At 43.9% G+C, this 15,269-nt stretch carries 15 protein-coding genes; 11 read left to right on the top strand and 4 right to left on the bottom strand.

Annotation, left to right across the window (positions count from 1 at the left end; all coding sequences use genetic code 11):
- The first annotated feature begins 164 nt into the window (after positions 1-164).
- The 11 genes from A3729_RS13350 to fabR all read left to right on the top strand — a co-directional run bounded on the left by A3729_RS13350 (position 165) and on the right by fabR (position 8,919).
- On the top strand, positions 165-641 hold the full coding sequence (locus A3729_RS13350; protein WP_068509907.1) for a Na+/H+ antiporter subunit E: 477 nt from the start codon (positions 165-167) through the stop codon (positions 639-641).
- Positions 638-904, top strand: a complete 267-nt coding sequence (locus A3729_RS13345; protein ID WP_231872273.1) for a monovalent cation/H+ antiporter complex subunit F — start codon at positions 638-640, stop codon at positions 902-904. The genes A3729_RS13350 and A3729_RS13345 overlap by 4 nt, the downstream gene beginning before the upstream one ends.
- A 23-nt stretch (positions 905-927) precedes the next feature.
- Positions 928-1,257 carry a monovalent cation/H(+) antiporter subunit G gene (gene mnhG / locus A3729_RS13340; protein ID WP_068510913.1) on the top strand — a complete coding sequence of 110 codons (330 nt, stop codon included), beginning with the start codon at positions 928-930 and terminating at the stop codon, positions 1,255-1,257.
- Positions 1,257-2,237: a DUF4040 domain-containing protein gene (locus A3729_RS13335; protein WP_082865135.1), complete on the top strand. Its 981-nt coding sequence runs from the start codon at positions 1,257-1,259 to the stop codon at positions 2,235-2,237. The genes mnhG and A3729_RS13335 overlap by 1 nt, the downstream gene beginning before the upstream one ends.
- A complete protein-coding gene (locus tag A3729_RS13330; RefSeq protein WP_082865136.1) occupies positions 2,234-2,590 on the top strand; it encodes a cation:proton antiporter subunit C in 357 nt (118 codons plus the stop codon). Before A3729_RS13335 ends, A3729_RS13330 begins: the two co-directional genes overlap by 4 nt.
- Positions 2,590-4,107: a monovalent cation/H+ antiporter subunit D family protein gene (locus tag A3729_RS13325; protein ID WP_068508492.1), complete on the top strand. Its 1,518-nt coding sequence runs from the start codon at positions 2,590-2,592 to the stop codon at positions 4,105-4,107. The genes A3729_RS13330 and A3729_RS13325 overlap by 1 nt, the downstream gene beginning before the upstream one ends.
- Positions 4,104-5,615 (top strand): monovalent cation/H+ antiporter subunit D family protein, encoded by a 1,512-nt coding sequence (locus A3729_RS13320; protein ID WP_068508490.1) that lies wholly within the window; start codon positions 4,104-4,106, stop codon positions 5,613-5,615. Before A3729_RS13325 ends, A3729_RS13320 begins: the two co-directional genes overlap by 4 nt.
- The gene (locus A3729_RS13315) at positions 5,616-5,870 is read left to right on the top strand and encodes a hypothetical protein (RefSeq protein ID WP_068508488.1); all 255 of its coding nucleotides are present in this window, start codon (positions 5,616-5,618) and stop codon (positions 5,868-5,870) included. It begins immediately after the preceding gene.
- Positions 5,863-7,587: a Na(+)/H(+) antiporter subunit D gene (locus A3729_RS13310; RefSeq protein WP_068508486.1), complete on the top strand. Its 1,725-nt coding sequence runs from the start codon at positions 5,863-5,865 to the stop codon at positions 7,585-7,587. The genes A3729_RS13315 and A3729_RS13310 overlap by 8 nt, the downstream gene beginning before the upstream one ends.
- Before the next feature lie 179 nt (positions 7,588-7,766).
- Positions 7,767-8,105 (top strand): rhodanese-like domain-containing protein, encoded by a 339-nt coding sequence (locus A3729_RS13305; protein WP_068508484.1) that lies wholly within the window; start codon positions 7,767-7,769, stop codon positions 8,103-8,105.
- 199 nt (positions 8,106-8,304) lie between these two features.
- Positions 8,305-8,919 carry an HTH-type transcriptional repressor FabR gene (gene fabR, locus A3729_RS13300; RefSeq protein WP_068508482.1) on the top strand — a complete coding sequence of 205 codons (615 nt, stop codon included), beginning with the start codon at positions 8,305-8,307 and terminating at the stop codon, positions 8,917-8,919.
- A gap of 24 nt (positions 8,920-8,943) precedes the next feature.
- Here the strand turns inward: fabR and A3729_RS13295 are convergent, their stop codons facing one another.
- The 4 genes from A3729_RS13295 to A3729_RS13280 form a co-directional block, all read right to left on the bottom strand.
- Complete coding sequence (locus tag A3729_RS13295) at positions 8,944-11,511, bottom strand: Calx-beta domain-containing protein (RefSeq protein ID WP_156490344.1); 2,568 nt, start codon at positions 11,509-11,511, stop codon at positions 8,944-8,946.
- A 104-nt stretch (positions 11,512-11,615) separates the two neighbouring features.
- A complete protein-coding gene (ligA, locus tag A3729_RS13290) occupies positions 11,616-13,637 on the bottom strand; it encodes an NAD-dependent DNA ligase LigA (RefSeq protein ID WP_068553188.1) in 2,022 nt (673 codons plus the stop codon).
- Between the two features lie 37 nt (positions 13,638-13,674).
- Positions 13,675-14,547, bottom strand: a complete 873-nt coding sequence (gene zipA / locus A3729_RS13285; protein ID WP_068508495.1) for a cell division protein ZipA — start codon at positions 14,545-14,547, stop codon at positions 13,675-13,677.
- A 148-nt stretch (positions 14,548-14,695) separates the two neighbouring features.
- Positions 14,696-15,269: AAA family ATPase (locus tag A3729_RS13280; RefSeq protein ID WP_156497942.1), on the bottom strand; the 574-nt coding region annotated here is incomplete at its 5' end.

Here is a 15,269-nt window from a genome sequence, read left to right as displayed (position 1 = left end):
AATAGAGATAAATTGTTGCGCTTTCACAAGAAATTTAGCTCTGGTTAGAGTGTTACCACCATTGACCTCTTATAATGATTGAAAATACCATATAAAAAATGTTACAAATCAACGTTCCCCAGCTAGCTATGATTCGAATTAACAATAAAGCCGGTATTCATTAAATGCATATATTTAAATGGGCAGTACTACTTTCAGCGTTCTGGTTGTTACTTTCTGGCTACATCCAACCACTATTACTTAGTTTCGGAGCCGTTTCTGTCATCATCGTACTTTTTGTCTTAAAACGTATGGATGAAGTAGATGAAGAGCCACAAGAGATTGGGACAGGTTTACGATTAATTCGATACATTCCATGGCTAATTGGGCAGATCATTGGCTCTAGCGCCCACGTTACAAAACTGATCTGGACTTCGTCAAATAAGGTTTCGCCAAGCTTGGCGAAAATAGATATAAAAGAAATACCTCCGAGCAATCATGTTTTATACGCAAATTCCATAACACTCACACCTGGCACCTTAAGCGTAGATTTGGAGGATGGTGAACTGACTGTTCACGCACTGCAAAAGTCCTCGTTAGAAGAACTCGAACAAGGTGCTATGGAAAATAAAATCGCCGGGATATGGGGTAATAACAAGTGACAGGAATATACGCTGCTGTTTGTATCGCTATTTTGGTTGTTATGGCTATCGCTTTGGCCAGAGCATTCGATGCGCCAACCGTTTACGACCGTATTCTAGGAGTAAACATGTTTGGCACCAAGACTGTTCTTTTTATTGCGGCCGCCGGTTATATGATGGGACGCCCAGACTTCCTGGACATTGCCATTGTGTACGCATTAATCAACTTTACAGGGATGGTTGCGGTACTTCGCTTTTTCGAATACACAGCGCCAATTGAATAAAACTTAAATAATAATGGTTGGACATGTTTGTCTTAGATATTGTTAGTAGCCTCCTGCTAATAGCAGGCGTTTTCTTCGGCTTAAGTGGTGCCGTTGGACTTTTTAAATTCCCGGATTTCTTCACTCGCGTTCACGCAGCGAGTGTCACGGACTCTATTGCAGCCATTCTGATCATAGGCGGTCTCCTCTTGCAGACGTCTTTCGATTTAAATACCGCAAAACTTTTATTCATACTGGTGTTTTTGATGCTTACCAGTCCTACCGCTTCTCATGCTCTTGCTAAGTCAGCCCGTCATGGCGGCTTACTTACAATTGCTGAAACCAAGAAAGAACAACAGGAGCAAACGCACTAATGGCCGAACTGATCGACTTGGTACTGCTTGCTATGTTGGCGCTCACTGCTTTACGCATTATATTTTTGAAAGATTTATTTGCTGTCGTCATGCTCTTCGGAATATATAGTTTTCTGTCAGCATTGATATTCGTAAACCTTGACGCAGTTGATGTCGCGTTCACCGAGGCATCGGTTGGTGCGGGCATATCTACAGTACTCATGCTTGGCACACTGGCATTAACTGGTAGAAAGGAAAAGCAAAGTGCCCACTCTTCAATCCTCCCTTTGGTTGTAGTCTGCGTAACCGGCGCTGCCTTGATCTACGGCACGCTCGACATGCCTCCCTTTGGGCACCCTGACAACCCAGTACACGAACATGTCGCTCCACGCTATATAGAAGAGTCACCTAAAGAAGTCGGATTACCGAACATGGTGACATCAGTACTTGCAAGCTATCGTGGCTTCGATACTTTAGGAGAAACGGTTGTTGTATTTTCAGCAGCAATTGGTGTCTTAGCATTACTTGGCGTAAGGCGCCGCGAAGAAAGTGATGCGCCAGAATCTGGTTTAAAAGCGCACCACGTACTGCACGTTGTTGCCAAGCTAATTATTCCCTTGGTTATACTGTTTGCACTGTATGTTCAATTTCATGGTGATTTCGGCCCTGGGGGCGGTTTTCAGGCCGGTGTCATCGCTGCTGCGGCTTTCATTTTGTACGCTTTAGTCTTTGGGACACCAAGCTCATTTGAAGTAGTAAGCCCAAAGTTTTTGCAATTAATGGCCTCTTTTGGCGTACTGCTTTACGCCAGCGTTGGCTTGTACAGCATGCTTAAGGGCGGCCAATTCCTTGATTACAACAAAATCGCAGCAGACCCAATCGCTGGCCAACACTACGGTATAATTATCATTGAACTTGGTGTTGGTATTACAGTGTTTGCCGTTATGCTTAGTATTTTCTATGCCTTCGATAGCCAGGCTGAGAGGTCTAACATCCAGTGAACTTTATTCTCGATTACTACAATTACTGGATCGTCGTATTTTTGATGATGACCGGTTTCTATATCGTTATATCCGCAAATAACCTGGTCAAAAAGGTCGTTGGTTTAAACGTCTTTCAGACCTCAGTTTTTATGCTTTACATTTCTATGGGTAAAGTCACTGGCGGCACCGCACCAATTGTCGTCGAAGGGGTTTCTCAATACTCTAACCCCCTCCCTCATGTTTTGATTCTCACAGCAATTGTTGTCGGCGTTGCGACAACGGCTGTGGGGCTTTCACTAATTGTTCGGATCAAACGGGCTTACGGCACAGTTGAAGAGAACGAATTTGAAAACAAGGATGATGCCATCTAATGCTTGACCAACACCTGGCTGTGCTTCCTATAATTTTGCCCCTGATAGCAGCACCTATCACACTCGTTTTGGGCCGTTCAATACTATCTTGGTGTTTTGCCACGCTAATAAGCGCTTGGGCCTGCCTGGTCTCGTGGCAGCTATTAGTTGCAGCTCTATCTGATGGCGCACTTAGCTATGCTGTCGGTGGCTGGCCACCACCCTGGGGGATAGAATTACGTATCGATGCCGCTAACGCGTTTATTCTGTTAGCCGTATCAGCGCTTTCAACACTTGTTCTAATTTACTCAAAGGACAGTATTGAAAAAGAAATCGACCCATCAAAACACTCACTATTCTACACTGCACACCTACTATGTCTTGCCGGCCTTTCTGGCATACTAGTTACTGGTGATGCCTTTAATCTCTTCGTGTTTCTTGAGATTTCCTCGCTTGCAACCTATACCCTTGTTAGCCTGGCTTCGGATCGACGCTGCTTAACTGCTGCTTTTCGCTATCTAGTGATGGGAACGATCGGTGCAACGTTTATCCTGATAGGCGTTGGCATGCTTTATATGAAGACAGGCACCCTTAACATGCTAGACCTTGCAGGCCGTATCGACGTATATGACAGCAGCCGCACGATCAATACCGGGCTCGCATTTATTATGGTCGGCGTCAGCATCAAGCTTGCTTTATTCCCATTACATATGTGGCTTCCTCCCGCTTATACCCATGCGCCCTCAGCTGTTACCGCGTTTTTGGCCAGCACAGCGACTAAAGTTGCAGTGTATGTGATGATTCGTTTCATCTTTACAATATTCGGGGCTGACCATGTTTTCACCGATATGGGCATGGATCTAATTTTGATGGTCTTGGCTGTCGTCGCAATTTTCAAGTGCTCTTACATGGCAACCGTGCAGAGCAACGTTAAAACAGTCCTTGCTTATAGTAGTGTTGCGCAAATTGGTTATATGATTCTCGGACTGAGCTTAGTCAGCGTAACAGGTTTGATGGCGGGACTTATCCACATATTTAACCATGCACTCATGAAAGGAGCTTTGTTTATGGCCGTCGGTGCCGTCTTTTATCGCGTAGGCTCTGTTGATATAAAAGCGTTCAGAGGTTTGGGCAAACACATGCCTTTAACCATGGCGGCATTCACAATTGCTGGCCTGAGTATAATCGGCGTACCGCTCACCGTTGGTTTTGTAAGTAAATGGTATCTGGTGACAGCAGCGCTAGAACAAAATCATTGGGTACTTGCTGCACTTGTACTTGCTGGCTCATTGTTAGCGGTAATCTATATTGGCCGGGTATTAGAGGCTGCGTATTTCCAAAAACTACCAGAATCACAAAACCCTAATAATATTAAAGAAGTTCCCTGGCTAATGCTGGCTCCGATGTGGGCACTTGTATTGGCAAACATTTATTTTGGTATCGATACAAGCTTGACTACCGACGCTGCAAATAGCGCATCTCAATGGTTATTCCAGAATACAACCTTAAGTATTAATGCTCAGGAGGTTTCTCCATGAACCTCTGGCAAGGTATTGAGCCATCACAGCTGATCACCCTCTCGATTCTTGTACCTTTTATTGGTGCGTTAATCGTTATCGCAACAGGTAAGAACCCAAACATCAGAGAGGCTGTCACATTAAGTACAGCAGCTATCTTATTCTCTATCGTATTAGCAATTACCGACTATACCTTTCAGGGTGTTGCCCTTAAGCTTGATGTTATCGACTTATTTCCAGGTCTTGGGATCAGCTTTGAAGTTGAACCCCTTGGCGTACTTTTCGCTATTGTAGCGAGCTTCTTGTGGATCATTACCAGCATCTACGCGATTGGTTATATGCGAGGCCACAATGAAGAAAACCAAACTCGATTTTTCTGCTGCTTCGCACTGGCGATCAGTTCCGTTATGGCAATTTGCTTCTCAGGCAACCTGCTAACACTATTCATATTTTATGAAGTATTAACACTGTCAACTTACCCACTAGTAACACATGCTGGGACTGAAGCAGCCAAGCAAGGCGGCAGAACTTACCTCGGCATCTTGCTTAGTACATCAATCGCATTTTTACTCTTTGCTGTCTTGGGTACTTACAGCTTAACAGGCACATTGGATTTCCAAGCAGGTGGAATTTTTGATAATTCACACAGCAAGGCCGTCCTTAGCGTTCTACTCGTTCTATTCTGCTATGGCATTGGTAAAGCAGCCATTATGCCTTTCCATCGCTGGCTACCTGCCGCAATGGTTGCGCCAACACCGGTTAGTGCACTGCTACACGCTGTCGCTGTCGTAAAAGCGGGCGTGTTTAGTATCCTAAAAATAATTATTTATATCTTCGGGATCGACCAGCTTAAAGAGCTCGCAACCACAGATATTATGCTCTATATCGGCGCTGCCACGATACTGCTCTCGTCTTGCATTGCTATGACTAAGGACAACCTGAAAGCTAGACTGGCCTACTCTACAGTAAGTCAACTAAGCTACATTGTCGTGGGTGCTCTGCTTGCTTCATCTATCGCCCATGCCGGTGCTGCCTTACATATCGCCACACATGCTGTTGGTAAAATCACCCTCTTCTTCTGCGCCGGTGCAATTATGGTTGCCAGTCACAAAAAGAACATCAGCGACATGGTGGGACTTGGCCGGCAAATGCCACTCACCTTTGCTGCTTTTGCGATTGGTGCAATAAGTATAATTGGCCTTCCTCCTATGGCAGGAACCTGGAGCAAGTGGTATCTGACAATGGGCGCTCTTGAATCTGACAAGCTCATCATTGTCGCCGTGCTAATGATAAGTTCCTTGCTTAATATCGCTTATCTTTTGCCCATCCCAATCAAAGCATTCTTTAATACCCAAGCAAAAGAATCTAAGCCTTGGGCATGGTCGGACACTAAAGAGGCTCCGTTACCAATTTTAATAGCACTTGGCGTGACTTCGTTTGGATGTCTTGCCTTGTTCTTCTATCCTCAACCCCTGATCGATCTAATAAATTTGATTCCAGGTGTATCAACGAATATGGGGGAAGGCTAAATGTCTGATCATCACTCTTCAGATGGCTGGTTCGACAAGCCAGAAAACGTCAAAAAGATGTTAAAAGTATTTTATGTCGCATGTGCTTTGCTAGTGATTGCTGACTTTATTGTTCACCGCCATATTTACCACAGCTGGGAGAACTTCCCTGCTTTTTATGCCATTTACGGCTTTGTAGGCTGTTCTATTCTCGTTTTCATAGCAACATGGATGCGAACCTTTCTGATGCGAGGTGAAGATTACTACGATGAGTAATGTGATTCCATTTCTTCCCCTAATGCTAGGTGCTTTAGCTGCGTTACTATTACGTGGCTGGACACGAAACCTCATCATGTTAGCGGCTCCCATTTTAGGTGCTCTTAACTTGGTCGGCCTAGAGCATGGCGTATTCTGGTCTATGGAGTTTATGGGCTATGCACTAGAGCCAGTTAAGGTTGATAAACTTAGCTTGATGTTTGGCTATCTTTTCCATCTTGCTGCTCTAATCGCCATCATCTACGCCTTGCACGTTAAGGATACTGTGCAGCACGTCGCAGGCCTCGCCTACGCAGGTAGTGCTGTCGGCGCAGTATTTGCCGGTGACTTACTTACCCTTTTCGTCTTCTGGGAGTTACTGGCACTCACATCCGTATTTCTTATTTGGGCTCGTCGAACAGATCGAGCCTATTCTTCTGGTATTCGCTATCTGATCATTCAAGTATTATCTGGCGTTTTGTTACTTGCAGGTCTATTGATCTTCGCGCACGTTAACAATAGCTTACTATTCACTCATATCGGCTTGCAGCATGAGGGCATCGCCCAAGTTGGTGCATGGCTAATCTTTTTCGCCTTCGGAATCAAGTGTGCCTTCCCTTTTATGCACAACTGGTTAACTGATTCGTATCCTGAAGCGACACCAAGCGGAACAATATTTTTAGCCTCGTTCACAACAAAGGTCGCGGTGTATGCTTTTGCTCGGGCCTACCCCGGTGAAGAAATTCTCGTATGGATTGGTGTCACCATGGCATGCTTTCCAATTTTCTTTGCAGTTATCGAAAATGATCTCCGCCGAGTACTTGCCTACAGCCTTATTAACCAAATTGGTTTTATGATTGTGGGGATTGGTATAGGTACCGCCATTGCATTGAACGGTGCCGTTGCCCATGCCTTTAATGATGTTATATTTAAAGGTCTGTTGATGATGACAATGGGCGCTGTCTTGCACATGACAGGTAAAATCAATGGCTCAGAGCTTGGCGGCCTTTACAAGAGCATGCCAAAAACAACCATACTTTGTATTGTTGGTGCTGCGTCTATCTCGGCCTTCCCGCTTTTCAGCGGCTTCGTATCGAAGTCAATGATTATGGCTGCTGCAGTAGCTGAAGGCTATGATGTTGTTTGGTTATTATTACTATTTGCCGCTGCCGGCGTATTTCATCACGCGGGCATCAAGATTCCTTACTTCGCATTTTTTGCTCACGATTCAGGTATCCGTACAACTGAACCACCCAAAAACATGCTAATTGCGATGACCTTAGCAGCCGTTGGGTGTGTTGTACTAGGTACCTTTCCTGCTCAGACTGTTTACGCTCTATTGCCCTGGGAACACAGCTACCAGCCCTACGATATTACGCACGTTCTTACGCAGTTACAGCTTTTGTTCTTCTCGGCTCTAGCGTTTGTATGGTTAAACCTGCGCAATCTATACCCGCCAGAACTACCTTCCACAAATCTGGATGCTGACTGGTTATACCGAAAGCTTGCTCCCGCGTTTGTAAAAAGGCTAGCATGCACGATCTATTGCACCTATGAAAAGATTGAAAAATCACTCGCTTATTCAATTAAGCAAATGATTCAAAACTCTTATGACACCAAAGCTGGAAAACCAAAAGGATACTTTGCAAGGCTATGGCCAACTGAGACCATGGTTGTTTGGGTCGCCATTTTGCTAGCAGTATATTTAATGATTTATTACTTTCCTGAGCTGCTCTAATCGAGCAGCTTTTCAACTAAGTAAATCTTTATTAGCTCCAAGAGTCCCTAGCTAGGTTGTATTCTATTTTGCGTACATAGATCATAATACCTCCGGTTACACTCCCTCGTTTTTTGACATATTTGCCTTCGGTTTCTAGGCTTTATATTAGCCTCTACTCATTACAGGGACTTAAAGCTATGAGATTACCATCCTATTTATTCCGCCTAGTATTACTATGTTTTGCCACCTTTGGCTCCAATATCATATTGGCAGACCCTGTCTGGATCGACGTGAGAAGTAAAATTGAACACACTTTCGACCATATAGATGGTGACCTACGTGCCACCCACAACGAAATCGTTCCTATAGTTAGCCGGCAGTATCCCGACAAAAACACTGAGATTGTTGTTTATTGCGCCAGGGGTGTGCGCGCGGAAAAAGCGAAGAATGCTTTGATTGCAGCCGGGTATAGCAGAGTTACAAATGCAGGTGGCATTGACGATGTGCGGCAGAAACGCAATATTTCAACAGATTAAATTCACCATGCACTACCCGCAAGGTATTAAATAACTTATCCAAGAATAAAATGAGCGCAGGTTAATCTAGCTGATACTTAGGCCGCACTGGCGATAGCTAATTATCGTTAATTATGAGTGGATTACGCCCACAAGACTAATTGTTAGTGCTATCATTATCGAATACGCTAAATTATTAATTGTTCTGAGAAAAGTAGCTGTGACAAAACGTTCTGAGCAGAAACAAAAAACACGAAGAGCTTTATTAGATAGTGCTCTAGATTTATTGAGTCCCGAGCGCGTCTATTCCGGGCTCAGTCTGCGTGAGGTAACACGTGGGGCGGGTATTGCACCAACCTCCTTCTATCGACACTTCGATGACATGAACGACCTTGGTTTAGCCTTGGTCGAAGAGGCAGGTTTAGCATTACGCCAACTTCTTAGAAAGGCTCGCTCCAGAATTCAAGAACAAGGCACTGCAATTGATATTTCTGTCGATACCTTTATTGAATACCTTATGAGCAACACAAACCACTTTCGTTTGTTGTTACGGGAGCATACTGGTAACTCTCAAGAGTTTAGATCTGCGATTAATTTGGAAATTCGACACGTTGTTACTGAGCTTGAAGAATATCTTAAAGTGCGCGCGATAGAAGGAACAAACAAAGCCGCCTTGGATTATCAGACGCGCAACGCTTTAGCGGAAGCTATGGTAACGATTGTTTTTCAGATGGGCGGCAACTGCCTGGACGCCACAAAGACCGAACGCACGAAAGAAGCAGACAAGACAAAGCTTCAGTTGAGAATGCTACTAAAAGGCGCTTATAGCCTCTGAGCACCACTTTATCATTGTGAAACGCTATAGTGGCGAGGACAACATTTCGCCACTATTAGAAAACGCCGATATCCTATAAGTCTCCTGCCCAGGGTCAGTTTGCATTTCACTCCACAACACAAGAAACTTACTATCACTATACTCCTTAAGTGATATCACTCTGTCATTTTGTATTGAACCAAATTGCACAAGCCCAATCTGTGAATATCCGGCTCCCTCTCTGCCAAGTACCGTCACAAAGGCATCATCACCACCAAGTTTGGTTTGATCAGAAAACTGACCATCAGTTTGTCCTGCGACAATAAGCAAGTCGTCTTCATCAGTATTTATCATCGCGACACCAACATCAGCCCCGGATGAAGAAATTTCTGTATAACCAGTCGAATTAAAAGCAGAATCATAACTATAAACCACCACATCCCTGGTTAACGAGCTTGTCACACCTGTGGTTGAGTACTCTAATCCAAGGCCATCAGCTAGCACACTAAAGCCGGAAAGGTCAGAGTCATATCTGATCACCCTTACATTATCATCACGGTTTGAACTTATTTCTGGAAAATCTACATTCTCGCGAGTGAGCTTTGTGCTTACAGAAAGTGAACCAATAGCTCCATCCATCGAACTCGTTCTTATTCCGCTAAGCGAAATCAGGTCTCGATTGCCCGCATCGATGCTTTTTATGTCATCGTCTTCTTCAGTTCCAACAAAGCGATACCAAACAGGTGCATTGTTAGTGATATCAATTTTATAGACAAAGCCGTCGACTCCGCCTCGATTCGCAATATCGGCAGGCTCACCATTCAACATGAACCCAGAGGTATTTCCCGAAACGTACAATTCCTTACCATACAAGCGAGTACTGCTTATGAAATCATCTTCCTCGCTTCCATAATATGAAGTAGACTCGACATCAAACGCGCCGGATTCACTCCCAGCCAAGACCATAACGCCAAAATCGCGGCGTCCAAAAAAACCATCAGCATTTTGCGCTTCCACTTCGTACACAATAACTATTCGATCAACTTCATCCTTACTTGTCGAAATTGATATTGGCTTAAGATTCGTATCTGGAAGCGCAATGACCAAGTCAGACAGGCCGTCAACTAAAGCAATATCGCCAGAACGATGCCTCAAACTCAAGGTAATTACGCTATTAATATTTGAAGTGTCAGAAATTAAGGAAATTACACGGCCATTTGAGTCAATAGTAAAATCTACAGCCTCTTGTCCAATTTCACCTCTTGCAACAACTGCGTTATCGACCCAGTCATTGATAATAAACTCACTTGGCTCTGCATCAATAATATCCTCAATATCTGTACGGATAACTATTTTTTCATCTTCGCTTAAGTCGTCATCGAAATCTTCGTTCTCTAGAATATCAACGGAAATCGCCCCGTTTAGACTACCAGCAGGAATCAGCAAAACTCCGTTTTCAGGGGTAAGCAAATAATCAGACTGCTCCGCTGTTGTTTTATCTGTATCGACATAAATAGCAATTTCAACGTCTGCTACATAGGGTGCCCGTAGGTTAACGGGAATGTTGTAAGAGGAGCCCTCATTTCCTACACTTTCAATATTTGACATTGTTACGCTAGGCTCATTGTCGATAATTTCAATAGTTTTATTTGCTGAAGCAATGTCTATCAGCGCACCTTCTACCGAGGTAAATTCTATTTCAAAGGTCTCATTACTCTCAATTATCCCATCATCAATTGTCTCTACCAACACAAAACAGGCTGACTGCCCAGCCTCAAAGACTACCTTACCATCACCCTCTGCAATTGAACGATAATCAACATCAGGGCGAGCATACTCTATGTTCGAGGCGTTTCTTTCTCGCAGATCTGAGCTGTATTTGGATGTGGTTTTATAATAAGCAGTTGTCCGTTTTGAGACAGGTGCCTCTAATTCAACAAGGAAAGCTGCAGGGTAAACATGCACGCCGTCGACATCCCTACGGCCTAAACTTATGTCACCAACTTGGTTACAAACGAGGGTGTTACCAGCATTATAGGCCGTTACAAGATTATTAATGCTTGCGATAGAGGAAGCCCCCTCGTTGATAATCGAGCCTCCCGAGAAAGAAAGAGCGTTTGCAGCAACAGAGAAATCATATGTTTCAGAAGTTGAATTAATACCATCACTCAATTCAAGCCCGTATGTATAGTTTCTACCTACCAGAGTTTCCGGAGATGCTCCCTCTGGAAACTCTACTAAAGCCTCTAGCTTAAATGCAGGCTTTATTGCGTCATCATCATCAGCGGAAGAGCTAATGTTTTCGATGTACATATCAACAATATTCGTATCGATGTCGGTTACATCATCATTAATTTCAGGATGCTTAACATAGGCCATTTGATATGCACCAGACCCACCAGCAGCACCAAAAGTAAATGTAAATGGACTATCGTAGTATAGGGTTTGGGGTGGGAATCCAAGTATTTCGAGTGGTGGGCTGGATAGCTCGACAGCAGCTATTTGTGGTTCAGAGCTATCACTATCGCCAGTACAGCCACCGATTAGCATTAGACAAACTGATGTAAAAGTTGCTTTGATCAAGACGTGCAAATAATCCATTACTCTACTCATTGTTTTTTTGCGTTGACGTCGCAAATTATTGAATCTATTAAATGATATTAAAAACAGTGAGTAAGTGACAGCTGGACTTTATGGAAACGTCTTATAGTTCACACTTATTTAACTAGTGAGAGCACTTGTTCCTCATTAAGCACCTCGACACCGAGTTTAGCTGCCTTATCTAGCTTAGAACCGGCAGCATCACCCGCAATTAAGTAGTCCGTTTTGCTAGATACACTTGATTGAACTTTGGCACCATTTTCCTTAAGTAGTGCTTTCATCTGGTCACGCCCCATACTTGGAAGCGTACCGGTAATAACAACTTTTTTGTCTTTAAACGCACTTTCAAAGCTTTGCTTTGGCACAATTAAAGGCGCTGGACTCACTCCCAACTCGATTAGCTGGGATATTTTTTGTTGATTGTTCTCGAACTGAAAAAACGTAAATATATTGTCAGCCATTATCGGCCCGATATCATTTAACGCTATCAATTGCTCTTTGCTTGCTTGCATTAAGCGCTCTAGTTTTTCAAACTGCTCAGCCAATAGCTCTGCCGTTGTTTCACCAACCTCTGGAATTCCCAAAGCGAAAATAAATTGAGCAAGTGTACATCGCTTGGATATCTCGATGGCGGATACAATATTTTTTGCTGACTTTTCACCCATACGCTCTAAGAGCGCTAAGTTCTTTGCATCAAGTCTATATAAATCACTTACGTCCTGGATTAGCTCTTTATCAATAAGCTGGTCGATTAACTTATCACCCAAACCGTCAATATCCATAGCCTTTCTACTGGCAAAGTGCTTTATAGACTCTTTTAATTGCGCGCCACAGACAAGTGTGCCGCTACATCGAGCGAGCACGCCATCTTCTTCAATTTCTATAGGGGAATCACAAACGGGGCAGCACTTTGGCAGGACAATATCAACACTATCTGGTGGTCGACGCTCTTTAACACATCGTACAACTTTAGGGATTACGTCACCGGCACGGCGAATGACAACCGTGTCACCTACCCTTATTTGTAAACGCTTAACTTCATCCATATTATGCAAGGTTGCGTTGCTAACGGTCACGCCACCGACAAAAACAGGCTTTAAACGAGCAACAGGCGTGAGAACGCCGGTACGCCCAACCTGAAAGTCAACGCTTTCGAGCACTGTAAGCTCCTCTTGAGCAGGAAACTTATAAGCAACAGCCCAGCGTGGCGCACGCGCAACGAAGCCTAATTCCATTTGGGCTGCAAAATCATCCACCTTAAACACGATGCCGTCTATTTCATAATCGAGTGATGACCTCTTATCGCTAAGCATCTCACAGTAAGCGATACATTCCTCAATATTTTGAAGTTGCTGCATATCGCTATTGACCACAAAGCCCCATTCATTAAGCTTTTCAAGTGTTGAGAAGTGACTACTGGGAAGCCCTAGTCCAGAAGAGTAGCCAACAGAATAGGCGCACATCTTCAATTGCCTTTTCGCTGTCACTTTGGAATCGAGCTGGCGTAAACTACCTGCGGCAGCATTACGCGGATTAACGAACAGTTTGTCTCCGTTCGTTTGCGCTTCTTCATTAAGTCGATTGAATGAAACCAGAGGCATAAATATCTCACCCCTCACTTCTAGTTCATCAGGGAAACCACTACCAAGCAAACGAAGCGGTATTGAGTTGATGGTACGTACGTTGTGAGTAATATCTTCGCCCACTTTTCCATCACCACGAGTCGCACCATAAATTAACTTGCCTTGCTTATAAAAAAGGCTTACTGCAACACCATCTAATTTTGGTTCTGCAACATAACTTATCGTGGCAGAGCCGCTTAGGCGCGCATGTAGTCGAGAATCAAAGGCCTGTAAATCATCAGCAGAAAATGCATTATCCAAAGAAAGCATAGGAATCTTATGCTCAATCTGGGCGAATTTATCGAGCGGTTGGCCGCCAACCCTTTGAGTCGGAGAATCAGCACTAATTAACTCCGGGTACGCAGCTTCAATATCTTGAAGCTCCTTAAATAATCGATCGTATTCGGAATCGGGTACACTTGGGTCATCTAAAACGTAATACTGGTATGCATAGCGTGAAAGCAGCTGGTTTAGCTCGTTTGCGCGTGAGCGCGAGGCATCGATAGATTTGGACATGTAAGGCTAGCGCTGATGTTAGTGAAATTTTCGCTGATTAAAGTTTTACTTTAGACAGCTGGCGGCGTTCAAACTCTTTAATCTTTGAGCGACAATGCTCAATAGTTTGTGGCGTCATCACACTTAGGTTTTCATCCTTAAGTTCGCCTTGCAAGTTTCTAGCAAAACACTGCGCGGTTTCGAGCATAAATTCGAAAGCTTTACTGTAATCCTTAGGCCCAGGCAGGGTCATAAAGAAGCTCACTCCAGGCGTGGATATTTCAGCTAATGTATCTGGATCAAAATATCCAGGTTCGATAGCGTTAGCAACACTAAATTGGATAGGGCTTAACAGGTCATCTTCTTCGTGGCGATGAAAGATAGACATATCACCGTGATCGAGACCACAAGCTTCCAGCAACTGTTTAACATCTGTTCCCGAAAACCCTTTGTTGGTTGTTGCGTGCACATTGATAACGATAACAAGCGCGTGCTTGTCATTGTTTTCACTTGCGCTACTAACTTCGATTTCAGCAACTTTCTTGATCTTACCGGCGTGAGCCGTTTTAACTTCGATTGACTCTAGCTCTATACGCGAACCCGCATCGGCAACAATGGCTCCATCTTCTTTTACGTCATCATCGTTAAAAGGTGTATCGAAATTCAGACTAGGTTCGATTTTATCCTTAGAGGAATTAACTTCTTCAATGCCTGATTCAAGTGCACCTGAAGATACAACGCGCGCGCCACCACTGGGTAATTCAGGATTAAAATCGTCTTCAAGCGGATCACCTGCACCCAAATCGCCACTCATGTCACGAGACATCTTAAGTGAGTCACGATTGGCAATACGCATGCGCCTGTAACCATCGATCAAAATACCAACGATAATTACTGCACCGATAACAATTAACCAGTCTCTTAAATTCATTTTTTCACTTATATAAATATCAATGATGCGAGCACGCATCGAAAGGAGCTAAAAACGCCCTGCACTTAGTATAAATTATAGTTTTAAAGTTTACATTGTTTCAACAAAGTAGGATGCGAATAAATTATCTGTAACTCTTTTACCAACACTATACCTCTACCATTGCTGCGGCTTCATCAATATCAACAGAGACTAGCCTGGAAACGCCAGGCTCATGCATCGTCACACCCATAAGCTGGTCTGCTTTTTCCATAGACACCTTGTTATGAGAGATATAGATAAACTGCACTTGAGAAGACATCTCCTTTACCATTCTGGCAAAGCGGCCAACGTTTGCATCATCAAGCGGGGCATCTACTTCGTCCAGCATACAGAAAGGTGCCGGATTCAGCTCAAAAATAGCAAAGATAAGCGCGATAGCAGTTAGAGACTTCTCACCCCCAGAAAGAAGGTGAATCGTGGCATTTTTCTTTCCTGGTGGACGCGCAATAATCATGACACCAGTTTCCAGCAAGTTGTCATCAGTTAATTCAAGATACGCGTTGCCACCACCGAATATCTTCGGAAAGAGGCGCTGCAAGCCTTCGTTTACTTGGTCATATGTTTGCTTGAAGCGGGTGCGTGTTTCTTTATCTATCTTTTTAATCGCATCCACAAGCGTATCTAGCGCATCGACAAGTTCATCATTCTGCTCATCCAAATGCTGCTTTCGCTCGTTCTGA

Source organism: Oleiphilus sp. HI0043, from assembly GCF_001634935.1.
Note: the sequence above shows the minus strand (reverse complement) of the source record. Positions and strands in the feature narration are given on the sequence as shown.